Source organism: Streptomyces sp. NPDC102514 (assembly GCF_055584525.1).
On sequence record NZ_JBVJLW010000013.1, the window covers coordinates 315,653 to 331,758 of the forward strand.

Sequence of the window (16,106 nt, forward strand, 5' to 3'; positions counted from 1 at the left end):
CCCCTGTGCCGGGGGCGAGCGCCGCGACGGGGAGGGCCACGCACCGATGAAGCGCACTGGACGCACGGAGCGTACGGAACGCACGGAGCGTACGGCAGGCGAGGAGGCCGCGAAGCGAATGAACCGTAGGGGACGCAGCCGTACGGGCCGCAGGAAGATCGTGTTCCTGCTGCACAACACGTACGCCATCGGGGGGACCGTGCGGACGACGCTCAACCTCGCGGCGGCACTCGCCGACCGCCATGACGTGGAGATCGTGTCGATGCGGCGGCACCGGACCGAGCCGCGCTTCACCATCGACCCGCGGATCACGGTCGTACCGCTGGTCGACGAACGGGACGACAGCGCCGACCTCACCGACCCCGAGTACGCGCTCCCGGCGACGGACTTCCCGAACTCCGACAAACGGCACGACCAGTACACGCGCCTCACCGACCGGCGGGCCGCCGCGTACCTGACCGACAGCGACGCCGACGTGATCATCGGCACCCGCCCCGGTATCAACGTCTACGTCTCCCTCTTCGCGCCGCGCCGGGCCCTGCGCATCGCCCAGGAACACCTGCGGCACGACCAGCACACCAAGCGGCTGCGGGCCGTGCTCGCGCGCCACTACCGCCGGCTGGACGCGGTGGTCACGACCACCGAGGCGGACGCGGAGGTGTACCGGCAGCGGATGACCCTGCCGGGCGTGCGAATCGCGGCCGTGCCGAACATCGTGCCGGCGCCCGAGGGCATCACCCGCGACGGAACGACGAAGGTGGTGGCCGCGGCGGGCCGGCTGGTCGCCGGCAAACGCTTCGACCTGCTGATAGAGGCGTTCTCCGCGGTCGCCTCCAAGGAGCCTGACTGGCGGCTGCGGATCTACGGCGGCGGCGCGCAGCGCGACCATCTCCAGGACCTCGTCGACGGCCTCGGACTCGCGGGGCACGTACGCCTCATGGGTCCGCGCACGCCCATCGAGGCGGAGTTCGCGAAGGCGGCGATGGTCGTCTCGGCCTCGGACGCGGAGTCGTTCGGGATGACACTGGTCGAGGCGATGCGCTGCGGGGTACCGGTGATCAGCACGGACTGCCCGCTGGGGCCGGCGGAGATCATCACCGAGGGGGTCGACGGGCGGCTCGTGCCCATGGGCGACTCGCGCGCGCTGGCCGAGGCGATGCTCGACCTGATCAGGGACGAGCCGCTGCGGCTCGCGATGGGCGAGGCGGCGCTGGCGAGTTCGCGCCGGTACGACGCGGAGCCGATCGTGGATCGCTACGAGGATCTGTTCGCGTCCCTTTCCTCGACGCGGGGCCGCCGGGCATGGACCCGCGCCCGCTCCCGAGCGGCGTCCTGGACCCGCCGCCACTCCCGCAAACTCCGCCGCCCCCTACCGGGCCCCCGGGTCCCCGACCCCCGAACGACGGGGCCCTGAGCCTGGGCCCGCTGCGGGATGGGGGCGAGGGTTTGAGTTCCGCCTGCGGGGCGGTGGGGGCCGGTCGCGCAGTTCCCCGCGCCCCTGAGGGGGATGGGGGCGGGAGTTTGAGTTTCGGCTGCGGGGCGGTGGGGGCCGGTCGCGCAGTTCCCCGCGCCCCTAGGGGGGTGGGGGTGCGGGTGTGAGTTCGACTGCGGGTCCGTGTGGGCTCGCCTCAGGCCCCGCCCCCTCAGGGGCGCGGGGAACTGCGCGGCCAACCCCCACCGAACCCGCACCCAACCCTCCGGCGCCAGGCCCCACCCCCCTCAGGGGCGCGAGGAACGGCGCGACAAGCCCCCACCGAACCCGCACCCACCCGCCCGGGGGCCAGGCCCACCCCCTAGGGGCGCGGGGAACTGCGCAAACGGCCCCACCGGCCCGCGGCCGAGACACAGGGGCGCGGCGGCCCCCACCGGAGGACCCGCCCCCTTACGGGGACCGCAACGCAGCGAGTTGCTCCGCGAACGGAACCACCTCGAACTCACCGACCCGCACAGCAACCCCCTCCCCCCGCCCAGCCCCAGCAGCCGCGCCACCCATCAGCGCAACCAACTCCCCCGCAGCCCGCCCGATCCGCTCGGCCAGCCCTTCCGCCCCCCAGTCCTCCGATGCCGCGTAGACCCCGGTAGGGACGACCACCGCCCGCAGATACGCGAACAGCGGCCGCATCGCGTGCTCCAGCACCAGCGAGTGCCGAGCCGACCCCCCGGTCGCCGCGACGAGCACCGGCTTCCCGGCCAGCGCGTCACGGTCCAGCACGTCGAAGAACGACTTGAACAGTCCGCTGTACGACGCGGAGAAGACCGGCGTCACCACGATCAGCCCGTCCGCACCCGCCACCGCGGACAACGCCGCGTCGAGCGCCGGCCCCGGAAACCCGGTGGTCAGGTTGTGCGCGATCTCGACCGCGAGATCCCGCAGCTCGACCACCTGGACCTCGACCCCACCCCCGGCGGAGGCCGCCGCGGCAAGCCGGTCCCCCAGCAACCGCGTGGACGACGGGACGCTCAGTCCCGCCGAGACGACGACCAGCTTCATGACGCGGTCACCTCCTGGCCCGCCTCGGCCGCAGCGGCCGCAGCGACGCGAGCCGCATGCGTGGGCGCGTCCGGCACCCCGGCCGCCCGCCGCTTCGCGAACTCCTCGCGCAGCACCGGCACGACCTCCTCGCCCAGCATGTCGATCTGTTCCAGGACGGTCTTCAGCGGCAGCCCCGCGTGGTCCACGAGGAACAACTGCCGCTGGTAGTCACCGGCGTAGTCCCGGAAGGCCAGCGTCTTTTCGATGACCTGTTCGGGCGAGCCGACGGTGAGCGGCGTCTGCTCGGTGAACTCCTCCAGCGACGGCCCGTGCCCGTACACCGGCGCGTTGTCGAAGTACGGCCGGAACTCCCGTACCGCGTCCTGCGAGTTGCGCCGCATGAAGATCTGTCCGCCGAGCCCGACGATCGCCTGCTCGGGCGTGCCGTGCCCGTAGTGCGCGTACCTCGACCGGTACAGCTCGACCATCTGCTTGGTGTGGTCGGCCGGCCAGAAGATGTTGTTGTGGAAGAACCCGTCGCCGTAGTACGCGGCCTGTTCGGCGATCTCCGGCGAGCGGATCGAGCCGTGCCAGACGAACGGCGGCACGCCGTCCAACGGCCGCGGCGTCGAGGTGAACGACTGCAGCGGCGTACGGAACTTGCCCTCCCAGGTCACCGTCTCCTCGCGCCACAGCCGGTACAGCAGGGCGTAGTTCTCGACAGCGAGGTTGATGCCCTGGCGGATGTCCTTGCCGAACCAGGGGTAGACCGGGCCGGTGTTGCCGCGGCCCATCATCAGGTCCACGCGCCCGTCCGCGAGGTGCTGGAGCATCGCGAAGTCCTCGGCGATCTTCACCGGGTCGTTGGTGGTGATGAGGGTGGTGGAGGTGGAGAGGATGAGGTTCTCGGTGCGGGCGGCGACCCAGCCGAGCATGGTGGTCGGCGACGACGGCACGAACGGCGGGTTGTGGTGCTCACCGGTCGCGAAGACGTCGAGCCCTACTTCCTCGGCCTTCTGCGCGATGGCGACCATGGCCTTGATCCGCTCATGCTCGGACGGGGTCCGGCCCGTGGTGGGGTCCGGCGTGACATCGCCGACGGTGAAGATCCCGAACTGCATGGCTACCTCATCCTCCAGGTTGTTGACGATTCAACTATACCCCCAAACGATGCCCCTACCGGGTCTATTCCCGCGGCCCTGAGGGGGTGGGTCCTGCCCCCGGATGGCCGGCTGCGGCCCCGGTGGGGGCTGTTCGCGCAGTTCCCCGCGCCCCTAGGGGGTGGGCCTGGCCCCCGGGCGGGTGGGTGCGGGTTCGGTGGGGGTTGGCCGCGCAGTTCCCCGCGCCCCTGACGGGGCCGGGGCCGGCCCCGAGCCAAGCCCCCCACAGCCCCGCAGCCAAACTCACACCCCCACCCCCACCTACCTAGGGGCGCGGGGAACGGCGCGGCCAACCCCCACCGTCCCGCAGTCGAACTCGCCCCCCACCCCACCCCCTCAGGGGCGCGAGGAACTGCGCGAACGGCCCCCACCGCCCCGCAGCCGAAACACAGGGGCGCGGGGAACGGCGCGACAAGCCCCCCACCGACCCGCAGTCGAACTCAACCCCCGCCCCACCCCCTCAGGGGCGCGGGGAACGGCGCAATCCTTGAGCAGGTGAAGCAGGACCACGCGGCCTAGAAGACGTAGCTGTCCCCCGTGTCCAGCACCAGAACCTCCTGCCGGTCATTCCGATGGTTCCGATCCACCGCCCCACCACCCCACACCGCATCGATCCCCAACGTCACTTCCGAAGGCTCCCCCCGAAGCCGTACCGCCAAGGTGACCGTCCGCCCCCACCCGTCCGCCGGCAACGCCCCCGTCCGGCACAGCACGGCCCGCGCCCCGGACCGCGCGCAGCCGGCGGGCAGCCGCTGTTCGTCCGCGAGCGGCGCCGACCACCGCAGCCGTACGGTCGCGTCGTCGACCCCGAAGGGCCCGTGGTTCTGCGGGGTCATCCGCAGCTCGACCCGCCCGTCGTCCATCCACAGCCGCCCGTGAAAGGCGAGATCGGCCTCGGGCACACCACCGAGCCGCTCACCCCCTACGGCCCCCGCCGCCCCCGAAACCCCCGCCGCCCCCACGACAGCAGCCGCCGCCACGGCGACCACCACCCCCCGCGCACAAAGATCCCGCACAGAAAGGTCCCGCGCAGAAAAGTTCCGCATGTCCCATGTCCTCCACGTCGGCCCGCCGGGTCCCGTACCCGGGTCAACGCATGTATGCCACCCCGGCCGCCCCCCAGGCGCCGCCCATCAGGTGAGACGCCCGTCCGCCCGCCGGGCCCGCCTATCCTGGCCGGGAGAGCAATCGACCGTACGAGCGAGCGGCGGCGGCAGTTCGCCCCGCCCGCACCCCTCCGCCGAGGAGCACCCATGACCGCCGCCGCATCCGCCGCACCCACCGCGCCCGCCGCCGCGTCCCGTATCGCCGTCGTGACCGGCGCGAGCAGTGGAATCGGTGCCGCGACGGCCCGGCAGCTGGCGTCCGCGGGCTACCGGGTGGTCCTCACGGCCCGCCGCAAGGACCGTATCGAGGCGCTCGCGGAGGAGATCGGCGCGGCGGGCGGCGAGGCGGTGGCGTACGCGCTGGACGTCACCGACCGTGCGGCGGTCGACGAGTTCGCGACGGCCTTCAAGAAGATCGGCGTCCTGATCAACAACGCGGGCGGCGCGCTCGGCGCGGACCCGGTCGCGTCCGGCGACCCCGCGGAGTGGCGCCAGATGTACGAGACGAACGTCATCGGCACACTGAACGTCACCCAGGCCCTCCTCCCGGCGCTGACCGCGTCCGGCGACGGCACGGTGGTCGTCGTCTCCTCGACCGCGGGCCACGGCACCTACGAGGGCGGCGGCGGTTATGTGGCCGCCAAGCACGCCGAGCACGTCCTCGCCGAGACCCTCCGTCTGGAGATCGTCGGGACGCCGGTCCGGGTCGTCGAGATCGCGCCGGGCATGGTGCGGACCGACGAGTTCGCCCTGACCCGTTTCGGCGGCGACACCGAGAAGGCGGCGAAGGTCTACGCCGGGGTGGCCGAGCCCCTCACCGCCGAGGACGTCGCCGAGACGATCGCCTGGACGGTCACGCGCCCCTCGCACGTCAACATCGACCTGCTGGTCGTACGCCCCCGGGCCCAGGCCTCCAACACGAAGGTCCACAGGGAGCTGTAGTGCCGGACGCCGATCCCGCCCCCGAGCCCGCCCGGGACCGGGAGCAACGCCGCCTGGCCCAGGAGAAGAAGGACGAACGCTACGTCTGGTGGTACCTGGCGTACTTCCTCTTCGGCATCCACATCGTGGCGTTCGTCATGATCTACGCGGTCATGCACGCGAAGTGATGACGAAATACGACGACCGGCCGCGAGACAGCGCGAAATCCATGCCGCATGAATTCATACGGCATGGATCCGGCGGGGATTTCGTGCCGCGTGAATCCACGCGGCACGGCTTCGTCAGCCCTTCACGCACACGACCTGCTTCAGCTTCGCCACCACCTCGACCAGATCGCGCTGCTGGTCGATGACCTGCTCGATCGGCTTGTACGCGGCCGGGATCTCGTCCACGACACCGGAGTCCTTACGGCACTCCACGCCCCGTGTCTGCTCCTCCAGGTCCTTGGTCGTGAAACGGCGCTTGGCAGCGTTACGGCTCATGCGCCGGCCCGCGCCGTGCGAGGCGGAGTTGAACGCCTTCTCGTTGCCGAGACCCTTCACGATGTACGAACCGGCGCCCATCGAGCCCGGGATGATGCCGTACTCGCCGGAGCCCGCACGGATCGCGCCCTTGCGGGTGACCAGCAGGTCCATGCCCTCGTACCGCTCCTCGCTCACGTAGTTGTGATGGCACGAGATCTCCGGCTCGAAGGTCACCTTCGCCTTCTTGAACTCCCGGCGGACGACGTCCTTGGAGATCGCCATCATGATCGCGCGATTGTGCTTCGCGTACTCCTGCGCCCAGAAGAGATCGTGCCGGTACGCCGCCATCTGCGGTGTGTCCGCGATGAATACGGCGAGGTCGCGGTCGATCAGCCCCTGATTGTGCGAGAGCTTCTGCGCGATACCGATGTGATGCTCGGCGAGTTCCTTGCCGATGTTCCGGGAACCGGAATGCAGCATGATCCAGACCGTGTCGTCCGAGTCGAGGCAGAACTCCCAGAAGTGGTTTCCGCCACCCAGGGTGCCCATCTGCTTCGTGGCCCGCCCCTGACGGAACTTCACCGCCTCCGCGACCCCGTCGAACCGCCCCCAGAAGTCGTCCCAGCCGCGGGTGGCGAGTCCGTGGAAGCCGCCGGGATCGACCGGGCTGTCATGCATGCCACGCCCGACCGGAATCGCCTGCTCCACCTTCGACCGCAGGTGGGAGAGGTCGCCCGGCAGGTCGTTGGCCGTCAGGGACGTCCTGACCGCGGACATGCCGCAGCCGATGTCCACGCCGACCGCCGCGGGGCACACCGCACCCTGCATCGCGATGACCGATCCGACCGTCGCACCCTTTCCGTAGTGCACGTCCGGCATCACCGCCAGGCCCTTGATCCAGGGGAGCGTGGAGACGTTGCGGAGCTGCTGCATCGCCACGTCCTCCACCGACGCCGGGTCCGCCCACATACGGATCGGAACCTTCGCCCCCGGCATCTCCACGTACGACATATCGTCCTCATTCCCCCGTAAAACCAACAGAAGTCTTAAATCGCAAAACCGGCGCCAAGGCCAACGTTTGGGACAACGGACCGGCGTCCACGGCAGTACGTGCGATACACATTGTCTCCAGGGCCCACCCCCGTGCGGCAACCGAATAACCACAGGACACCCTGGTCGTGAGCACAGTCGATCGACCCGTCGAGAGGAGCCCCACCGTGCAGCGGAAGGCGTACGTACCCGGCGTCGCCGCGCTCCTCGCGGCGTTGCTGGCCGGCTGCACCGGCGGATCGCCGGACGGCGGCGGCCAGGACGACCCGAAGCCGGGCGGCACGACGTCGACGGCCGCCGCGGCACAGCCCGGCAAGTACCGCACCCTCCCCGAGCCCTGCGGCGCGGTGTCGCACAGCACCCTGGACTCGCTGCTGCCGGGCATCAAGCAGCTCACGGACGAGGAGCAGCGCGAGAAGGCCTACGAGGGCACGGCGACGGTCACGTACGACACGGACCGGAAGGTCGGCTGCCGCTGGAAGGCGGAGTCGGCGACCGCGACGGACCACCTGCTGGTGGATTTCGAGCGGGTGGTCTCGTACGACAACGCGGTGAGCGACGACGACCGCGCGGAGGAGATCTACGGGAAGAAGGAGGTCGCGGCGGACCTTCCGGCACCGGCCGCGTCGCCCTCCGCCACGACCGGGGCCCCCGACGCGTCCGAGTCGCCCGAGTCCGGATCCGGGTCGACCCCGGGCGCCGGAAAGTCCGGTGCGTCGGACGACGCCGGCGGTGACGGCGACAGCAGCTCCTCCGCTGACGCGAACTCCTCCACGGACCCCTCCGCTGACCCCTCCGCCAGTGGCGTCCCGGGCTCCACGCCGAGCGCCCTCCAGCCCCGCACGCTCGACGGTCTGGGCAACACGGCGTTCCTCGACGACGCGCTGAACGACTCCAAGCAGCGCACGGTGACTGTGGTGTTCCGCACGTCCAACGTGGTCGTGACGATCCAGTACGACGAGCAGCCGGCGACCACGACGGACGTCCCGAGCAGCGAGGACATGCAGGACAGGGCGCGGAAACTGGCGGGCCAGCTCGCCGAGTCGTTCAGCGATTAGGGACGGTCGGCGGGGGTTTCGGCCTCGGCGGAACCTGAGCCGCACATGTCCCGTTCGGGCTACCGTGGCCCCTCGGACCCGACCGAGTGCGGTCAGGCGGAGAACGCGGCCGTCCGCACGTACACCCGAGCGTCTTGAGTGAAGGAACCATGCACCGATCCGTACAGCGACCCCGTCAGCGACTCACCCGCATCCTGGTCGGGGCGTCCGCCGTCCCGCTGATGCTCGTCGCCTCCGGCTGCTCCTCGGACTCCGGCGACGGCTCCGGCGACGACGCGAAGAAGGAGTCCGGCTCCTCGGCGTCGTCCTCCCCCACGGAGGCGGCCGCGGTGGTGAAGGAGGCGACGTACGCGAAGCTTCCCGAGCCGTGCAAGGTGTTCTCGTCGAAGACGCTGAAGGAGCTCGTCCCGGAGGGCACCAAGTCCGGCAAGGAGGGCAAGTCCGAGGACATCGGCACGCGCGGCAACTGCTCCTGGGACAGCCTGGACAACAAGGGTGTGGACGGCTCGCAGTTCCGCTGGCTGAACGTGTCGCTGCTGCGCTTCGAGTCGGACCAGAGCCGGGGCACGGGCGAGAAGCTGGCCTCGGAGTACTACACGAAGCACGCCGAGGACGCGCGTGCGGTGGAGGACGCGAAGAACACCAAGTCGCAGCCGGTGTCCGGCACGGGCAACGAGGCGACGCTGGTGACGTACGACCTGAAGAAGAAGGAAGGCACCTTCCGGCAGCAGACGCTCGTCACGCGCGTGGAGAACGTCGTCGTGACGGTCGACTACAACGGCGCGGGTCTCGCGGGCAACGACTCCCCGAAGGCGGCCGATCTGACGAAGTCGGCGGAGAAGGCCGCGAAGGAGGCCGTCCAGGCGGTCGTGACCGCGAACGGCGGCAACAGCGGGGCCACATCCGGGTCCGGCGCCGACGCGAGCGCGTCCCCGGGCAAGTCCGCCGGCAAGTCCGCGAGCGAGAGTTCCGGCAAGGGTTCGGACCTCGGCGGCGACTCCGACGACAACGCGAGCCCCAGCAGGTCCGCCACCAAGAAGGACTGACACGGGGCCCGAGCCGGGAAGCGCGTCGTCCAGTTCGACCGCCCTCCCACTCGCAGCCCTACCAGGACATTTGGTGGAGCCCGGCCCCCACGGAGGCCGGGCTCCACCCGTACCGGGCATCCGCACCCCGTACACATGTGCCACTCTGTTGCGCGCAACAGGTCGTAAGGGGAGGGGAGTACGGGTGGCCGCGCCTATGCAGCTCACCAAGACGCACAAGATCCTCATCGGAGTGGTCGTCTTCGGGGCGGTCGTCATCGCAGCGATCGGCTTCGCCGGTTCCTACGCGGCGGTCCGCGAACTCGCCCTGGAGAAGGGCTTCGGGAACTTCAGCTACGTGTTCCCGATCGGCATCGACGCGGGCATATGCGTCCTGCTCTCGCTCGACCTGCTCCTCACCTGGATCAGGATCCCGTTCCCGCTGCTGCGGCAGACGGCATGGCTGCTGACGGCCGCGACGATCGCCTTCAACGGCGCCGCCGCCTGGCCGGACCCGCTCGGCGTGGGCATGCACGCGGTCATCCCGATCCTGTTCGTGGTCTCCGTGGAGGCGGCCCGGCACGCGATCGGCCGGATCGCGGACATCACCGCCGACAAGCACATGGAGGGTGTACGCCTCACCCGCTGGCTGCTCTCCCCGCTGCCCACGTTCCTCCTGTGGCGCAGGATGAAGCTGTGGGAGCTGCGCTCCTACGAGCAGGTCATCAAGCTGGAGCAGGAACGGCTCGTCTACCAGGCGCGGCTGCGCTCCCGCTTCGGCCGTGCCTGGCGCCGCAAGGCCCCGGTGGAGTCCCTCATGCCGCTGCGGCTCGCCCGCTACGGCGTCCCCCTCGCCGAGACCGCGCCCTCCGGCCTCGCGGCGGCGGGCATCGAGCCCGCGCTGCTGCCTCCGGCGCCGCAGCCCGCACTGGAACCGGCCGAGGCGTCCGCGGGCGCCCGCACGCCCGCGGCGGCGGCCCCCGTACGGGACGACACGGCTCCCGACCGGGCGCGGCGCCCCGCTCCCGAGGGCGACGAGTTCGCCGAGCCCCCTGAGCAGCCGGACCGGGCCGAGCCGCAGAACCCGTGGCTCCAGGCCCGGGACCCCCAGTCCGTCGCGTACCAGGGCGGCTACGACCCGACGTACGACCCGGAGGCCGCGTACACCCAGTGGTACGCGGAGCAGCAGCAGGCCGAGGAGTTCGAGGAGCAGCAACGGCTCCAGGACGAGCGGCGGTTCCAGGACCGGCGCCGGTTCGAGCAGGAGGCGGTCCCGCAGCAGCAGGAGGCGTTCGCCCAGCAGCAGGAGGCCTTCCCGCAGCAGCAGTACGCGGAGCAGGAGCCGTCTCCGGAGGACACCGGTACCTTCCCGATCCCGGCCGGCCCCGGGCGTACCCGCGAGCTGGGTGCGGGCGGCGGCACGGAGCCGACCGAGGAGGACTACTACCTGGTCTTCAAGAAGTCGATAGACGGCAGCTATCCGACCTCTGGCCAGTTCCGGGGCAACGTGGAGGACACGTTCGGCACCACGCTCCCGCAGCGCGAGGCCGACCGGATGGTCAACCGCTTCACCAACCGCCACACGGCGGAACTCCAGGAGGACCACATCGCCTAGCGCCGGGGCATGTGTGCCAGTACTTACTGCTGTACGTGAGAGGGGGCGCCCGGAGTTCACCGGGCGCCCCCTTCCGCGTACGGACAAGAACGACTGCTACGCGCCGAGCAGCTTCCTCACCCGCTCCTGGCCCACCGCGAGCAGCAGGGTGGGCAGGCGCGGGCCGGTGTCGCGGCCCACCAGCAGGTGGTAGAGCAGCGCGAAGAACGTGCGCTGGGCGACCTTGATCTCCGCCGGGAGTTCCTTGGGCGTGGCGTCGGCGGAGAAGCCGGCCTGGACCTTCGGAACGCCGTAGACGAGGTGGGTGAGCCCGTCCAGCGACCAGTGCGTGCCGAGACCGTCGAGCAGCAGCCGCAGTGAGGCGCGGCCCTGGTCGTCGAGGGACGCGAGGAGTTCGGCGTCCGCGTCCTTGCGCACGACGGTCCGCTGGTCGGCGGGGACCTGGGTGTTGATCCAGGCCTCCGCCTTGTCGAGCCGCGGCCGGACCTCGTCGAGCGAGGTGATCGGGTCCGCGGGGTCGAGCTCGCCGAGGATGCGCAGGGTCTGGTCCTCGGCGCCGGCGGTGATGTCGGCGACGGAGGCGAGCGTGCGGTAGGCCATCGGACGGGGCGTCCTCGTGAGCTCCCCGGCCGCGGTGCCGACGGCGCGCGCGTAGGCGGCGACGTCTCCCGGCAGGGCGGACCCGTCGTCGACCTTGCCGCCCAGCTTGTCCCACTCGTCGTAGAGCCGCTGGATCTCCTGGTCGAAGGCGATCTTGAACGACTGGTTGGGCCGGCGGCGGGCGTAGAGCCAGCGCAGCAGCTGCGGCTCCATGATCTTCAGCGCGTCGCCCGGCGTGGGCACGCCGCCCTTGCTGGACGACATCTTCGCCATCCCGGAGATCCCCACGAAGGCGTACATGGGCCCGATGGGCTGCTTGCCGCCGAAGATGCTGCCGACGATCTGCCCGCCGACCTGGAAGCTCGACCCGGGGGACGAGTGGTCGACACCGCTCGGCTCGAAGACGACGCCCTCGTAGGCCCAGCGCATCGGCCAGTCGACCTTCCAGACGAGCTTGCCGCGGTTGAACTCGCTGAGCCGGACGGTCTCCGAGTAGGCGCATTCGCTGCAGCTGTACGTCAGCTCGGTGGTGTCGTCGTCGTACGCCGTGACGGTGGTGAGGTCCTTGCCGCAACCGCCGCAGTACGGCTTGTACGGGAAGTACCCGGCGGAGCCGGTGCCGTCGTCCTCGGCGGCGGCGCCGGACCCCTCGGCGGCCTCCAGCTCGGCCTCGTCGAGAGGCTTCTGCGACTGCTGCTTCTTCGGGGGCGCCTTCTTGGTGCGGTACTGGTCGAGGATCGCGTCGATGTCACCCCGGTGCTTCATCGCGTGCAGGACCTGCTCGCGGTAGACGCCCGACGTGTACTGCGCGGTCTGGCTGATCCCGTCGAACTCGACGCCCATCTCGGCGAGCGCCGCGACCATGGCGGCCTTGAAGTGCTCGGCCCAGTTCGGGTGCGCGGAGCCTTCCGGGGCGGGGACCGCGGTCAGGGGCCTGCCGATGTGCTCGGCCCAGGACGCGTCGACGCCCGGGACGCCGTTCGGCACCTTGCGGTACCGGTCGTAGTCGTCCCACGAGATCAGATGCCTGACCTCGTGTCCGCGCCGCCTGATCTCGTCGGCGACGAGGTGCGGGGTCATGACCTCGCGCAGGTTGCCCAGGTGGATGGGGCCGGACGGAGACAGTCCGGACGCGACGACTACGGGTTTGCCCGGGGCTCGGCGCTCCGACTCCTCGATGACCTCATCCGCGAAACGGGAGACCCAGTCGGTGGTCTCGGTGCTCTGAGCCACGATCGGCACGTCCTTCTTTCCTACGGGTTCGCACGGCTGACCGGGACATTGTCCCAGCTCGGCCCGCATCCACGAAAACGCCTTTTCACCGCCACGTACTCAGGGGCTCCGCCCCCCCCCTCAGCCCGTCCGGCGTTTGAGGACGAGCGCGCAGCGCGATCAGGGGGGCGAGGGGGCGCAGCCCCCATGCAGTGACGGGAAGGGTAGGGGCGGCGGGGGCGAAAAACCCCTTTGCCCCCCGTGGGATACTGGCCTGATCCATGCCCACGAGGAGAACGGCACCCACCCCATGCCCCCGGTCACGTCCCTCACCGCCCACGTCCACCAGCGCCTCGCAACCGCCCTCACGGCAACCCTGCCGGAGACCGCGGACGCGGACCCGCTGCTGCGACGCAGCGACAGGGCGGACTTCCAGGCCAACGGAATCCTCGCCCTGGCGAAGAAGGCGAAGGCCAATCCCAGGGACCTCGCGACCCAGGTCGTCGGCCAGGTCGTCACAGGTGACCTGATCGAGGACATCGAGGTCTCGGGCCCCGGCTTCCTGAACATCACCCTCACGGACCGCGCGATCACGGAGACCCTCGCGGCCCGCGCCGCGGACCCGGCGGACCGTCTCGGCGTGCCGCTCGCCGCGCACCCGGGCACGACGGTCATCGACTACGCCCAGCCGAACGTGGCGAAGGAGATGCACGTAGGCCACCTCCGCTCCGCGGTGATCGGCGACGCGGTCGTGCGGATCCTGGAGTTCGTCGGCGAGAGCGTCGTCAGGCGGCACCACATCGGCGACTGGGGCACCCAGTTCGGCATGCTCATCCAGTACCTGGACGAGCACCCGCACGAGCTGGACCGCAAGACCGCGGGGGACACCGCGGACGCCGCCGAGACGGGCGAGGAGGCGATGTCGAACCTGAACCGCCTCTACAAGGCGGCGCGTACGCACTTCGACTCCGACGAGGAGTTCAAGACGCGGGCCCGTCGCAGGGTGGTCGACCTGCAGGCGGGCGACCCGCACACCCTCGCCGTCTGGCAGCGGTTCGTGGACGAGTCGAAGGTCTACTTCTTCTCGGTCTTCGAGAAGCTGGACATGGAGATCCGGGACGCGGACATCGTCGGCGAGTCGGGCTACAACGACATGCTGGACGAGACGTGCCGCCTCCTGGAGGAGTCGGGCGTGGCGGTCCGCTCCGAGGGCGCCCTGTGCGTGTTCTTCGACGACGTGAAGGGCCCGGACGGCAACCCGGTCCCGCTGATCGTGAAGAAGTCGGACGGCGGCTACGGCTACGCGGCGACCGACCTCTCCGCGATCAGGAACCGCGTCTTCGACCTGAAGGCGGACACGCTCCTGTACGTGGTCGACGCGCGCCAGTCCCTGCACTTCAAGATGGTCTTCGAGACGGCCCGCAGGGCGGGCTGGCTGAACGGGGACACCAAGGCGCAGCAGCTGGCCTTCGGCACGGTCCTCGGCAAGGACGGCAAGCCGTTCAAGACGCGTGAGGGCGAGACGGTCCGGCTGGTGGACCTGCTCGACGAGGCGATCGACCGTGCCACGACGGTGGTCCGCGAGAAGGCCGCGAAGATGGGCCTCTCCGAGGAGGAGATCGTCGAGAACGGCCGGTTCGTCGGGGTCGGCGCCGTGAAGTACGCGGACCTGTCCACGTCCGCCGTCCGGGACTACAAGTTCGACCTGGACCAGATGGTGTCGCTGAACGGCGACACGAGCGTGTACCTCCAGTACGCGTACGCCCGTATCCAGTCGATCCTCCGCAAGGCCGGGGACGCGCGTCCGGTGGCCCACCCGGAGCTGGCGCTGGCTCCGGCGGAGCGTGCGCTGGGGCTGCACCTGGACCAGTTCGGCGAGCTGCTCCTGGACGTGGCCGCGGGGTACGAGCCGCACAAGCTGGCCGCGTACCTGTACCAGCTGGCGTCGCACCTGACGACGTTCTACGACCAGTGCCAGGTGCTGAGCGACGCGAACCCGCCGGAGGTCGTCGAGAACAGGCTGTTCCTCGTCGACCTGACGGCCCGCACGCTCCACCAAGGTATGGCGCTGCTCGGCATCAGGACGCCCGAACGCCTCTGACGCCGTTCACCCATTCGGGTGAGCGGCCGGGGAGGGCGCACCCACGCGTGCTGCTCTCCCCGCCGCGGCCTCTCCCCCGGCGTTCCTCGAACCTTCCTCGGACCTGCCTCTGACCTGCCTCTGACCTGCTCAGGCCCTGCCTGTCCGTGCAAGCAAGGGCCAAAGGTTGAGCTGTTCGGGCGCACCCCGGAGTATGCGATGCTGCGGGCCGCCGACCCCGACTCCGGGGTACGTGAGCCTCGTCGAACCGCACGCTGGGAGCGCAATGAGCACTGCACTGCCCTTCTCCACCACTCCGGCCGGCCGGAGGGTGTGCGCCAGTCATGCTGCCACTCGTTGAGACCGGCGAGGAGCTCGACGCGGTCGTCCGCGACGAGGCCCTGCTGCGGCCGGCCGTGGCGGACCTGTGCGAGCGCCTCGGCCTGGTCCCCAAGCAGATGGTCCGCTACATCGAGGGCTCGCTCCCGGTGTACTCCATCGGCGCCGCGCACGTACTGAAGCTGTTCCCCGCCTTCGAGAAGCTCGACGCCCGGCGCGAGGAGCGGATGCTCAGCCATGTGTACGGCAAACTGCCGGTCCCGACACCGCAGTTGCACTCGGCCGGCGCGTACAAGAACGGCTGGTCCTTCGTCCTGATGGCCCGGCTGCCCGGCCAGGGCCTCGCGGAGGCGTGGCCGCGGATCCCCGCGGCGGACCAGGACCGTATCGTCTCGGAGGCCGGTGAGACGCTCGCGGCGCTGCACGCGCTGAGCCCCGGGCCGCTCTCGGGTCTCGTCGGCCCGTCCGACTGGGGCCTGTTCGTCGAGGCGCAGCGCGCGAACGCGGTGGAGCAGCAGCGCGGGACCGGACTGCCGGAGGTCTGGCTCGAACAGATCCCGTGGTTCCTGAACTCGGTCCCGCTGCCCGCCCCTTCACGACGGGTGCTGCTGCACACCGAGTTCATGCGCGAGCACCTGACGGTGGACCCGGACGGCTGGCGGCTGACCGGTCTCTTCGACTTCGAGCCGGTGCTGGCCGGCCACCCCGCCTACGACTTCGTGAGCGTCGGCCTGTTCCTCTCGTGCGGACAGCCCCGGCTCCTGAAGCGGTTCTACGAGGCCTACGGGCGCCCGCCGTTCGACCCGAACACGGTCATGGCGTACACGCTGCTGCACGTCTACAGCCACCTGGCCTCGTATCTGCGCATGCTGCCGAAATCGCCGGAGCCGACGCTGGACTCGCTCGCGCGGACCTGGTTCGGCGCCGACTGACGGCGCCCGGGGTCATGGCGACCGGGACGGCTGCGCCCCCTGGGGCCGTT

Annotated in this window: 13 protein-coding genes; 8 read left to right on the forward strand and 5 right to left on the reverse strand. The window is 70.6% G+C overall.

Annotated elements, in window-relative coordinates:
• The first annotated feature begins 118 nt into the window (after positions 1-118).
• On the forward strand, positions 119-1,414 hold the full coding sequence (locus ACZ60E_RS30575; protein WP_469444602.1) for a glycosyltransferase family 4 protein: 1,296 nt from the start codon (positions 119-121) through the stop codon (positions 1,412-1,414).
• Between the two features lie 468 nt (positions 1,415-1,882).
• On the opposite strand, the gene ACZ60E_RS30580 is transcribed toward ACZ60E_RS30575, so the two are convergent.
• The 3 genes from ACZ60E_RS30580 to ACZ60E_RS30590 all read right to left on the reverse strand — a co-directional run bounded on the left by ACZ60E_RS30580 (position 1,883) and on the right by ACZ60E_RS30590 (position 4,679).
• Positions 1,883-2,491 carry an FMN reductase gene (locus ACZ60E_RS30580; protein WP_384806191.1) on the reverse strand — a complete coding sequence of 203 codons (609 nt, stop codon included), beginning with the start codon at positions 2,489-2,491 and terminating at the stop codon, positions 1,883-1,885.
• Entirely contained in the window at positions 2,488-3,594 is a 1,107-nt protein-coding gene (locus ACZ60E_RS30585) for an LLM class flavin-dependent oxidoreductase (RefSeq protein WP_453795337.1), read from the reverse strand. Before ACZ60E_RS30585 ends, ACZ60E_RS30580 begins: the two co-directional genes overlap by 4 nt.
• A 554-nt stretch (positions 3,595-4,148) precedes the next feature.
• Positions 4,149-4,679 carry a hypothetical protein gene (locus tag ACZ60E_RS30590; protein WP_469444605.1) on the reverse strand — a complete coding sequence of 177 codons (531 nt, stop codon included), beginning with the start codon at positions 4,677-4,679 and terminating at the stop codon, positions 4,149-4,151.
• 207 nt (positions 4,680-4,886) lie between these two features.
• Between ACZ60E_RS30590 and ACZ60E_RS30595 the strand changes: the two genes are divergently transcribed.
• Both ACZ60E_RS30595 and ACZ60E_RS30600 read left to right on the forward strand, forming a co-directional pair.
• Entirely contained in the window at positions 4,887-5,681 is a 795-nt protein-coding gene (locus tag ACZ60E_RS30595) for an SDR family NAD(P)-dependent oxidoreductase (RefSeq protein ID WP_385838592.1), read from the forward strand.
• Entirely contained in the window at positions 5,681-5,848 is a 168-nt protein-coding gene (locus ACZ60E_RS30600; RefSeq protein ID WP_385838591.1) for a hypothetical protein, read from the forward strand. Before ACZ60E_RS30595 ends, ACZ60E_RS30600 begins: the two co-directional genes overlap by 1 nt.
• Before the next feature lie 114 nt (positions 5,849-5,962).
• Here ACZ60E_RS30600 and ACZ60E_RS30605 read toward each other — a convergent pair whose 3' ends face one another.
• Positions 5,963-7,156 (reverse strand): RtcB family protein, encoded by a 1,194-nt coding sequence (locus tag ACZ60E_RS30605; protein ID WP_469444607.1) that lies wholly within the window; start codon positions 7,154-7,156, stop codon positions 5,963-5,965.
• Positions 7,157-7,362: 206 nt separating this feature from the next.
• Here ACZ60E_RS30605 and ACZ60E_RS30610 point away from each other — a divergent pair, with 206 nt between their 5' ends.
• From ACZ60E_RS30610 to ACZ60E_RS30620, 3 genes are all read left to right on the forward strand, one after another.
• Positions 7,363-8,253, forward strand: a complete 891-nt coding sequence (locus tag ACZ60E_RS30610) for a DUF3558 domain-containing protein (protein ID WP_469444661.1) — start codon at positions 7,363-7,365, stop codon at positions 8,251-8,253.
• Positions 8,254-8,402: 149 nt separating this feature from the next.
• Positions 8,403-9,299, forward strand: coding sequence for a DUF3558 family protein (locus tag ACZ60E_RS30615; protein WP_469444609.1), 897 nt, complete (start codon positions 8,403-8,405; stop codon positions 9,297-9,299).
• A gap of 184 nt (positions 9,300-9,483) precedes the next feature.
• Entirely contained in the window at positions 9,484-10,893 is a 1,410-nt protein-coding gene (locus ACZ60E_RS30620; protein ID WP_469444610.1) for a DUF2637 domain-containing protein, read from the forward strand.
• A 96-nt stretch (positions 10,894-10,989) separates the two neighbouring features.
• On the opposite strand, the gene lysS is transcribed toward ACZ60E_RS30620, so the two are convergent.
• Positions 10,990-12,735, reverse strand: a complete 1,746-nt coding sequence (lysS, locus tag ACZ60E_RS30625) for a lysine--tRNA ligase (RefSeq protein ID WP_469444612.1) — start codon at positions 12,733-12,735, stop codon at positions 10,990-10,992.
• Between the two features lie 280 nt (positions 12,736-13,015).
• Here lysS and argS point away from each other — a divergent pair, with 280 nt between their 5' ends.
• The gene (argS, locus tag ACZ60E_RS30630) at positions 13,016-14,806 is read left to right on the forward strand and encodes an arginine--tRNA ligase (protein WP_384806207.1); all 1,791 of its coding nucleotides are present in this window, start codon (positions 13,016-13,018) and stop codon (positions 14,804-14,806) included.
• 323 nt (positions 14,807-15,129) lie between these two features.
• Positions 15,130-16,056 carry a phosphotransferase family protein gene (locus ACZ60E_RS30635; RefSeq protein WP_469444614.1) on the forward strand — a complete coding sequence of 309 codons (927 nt, stop codon included), beginning with the start codon at positions 15,130-15,132 and terminating at the stop codon, positions 16,054-16,056.
• Positions 16,057-16,106: the final 50 nt, after the last annotated feature.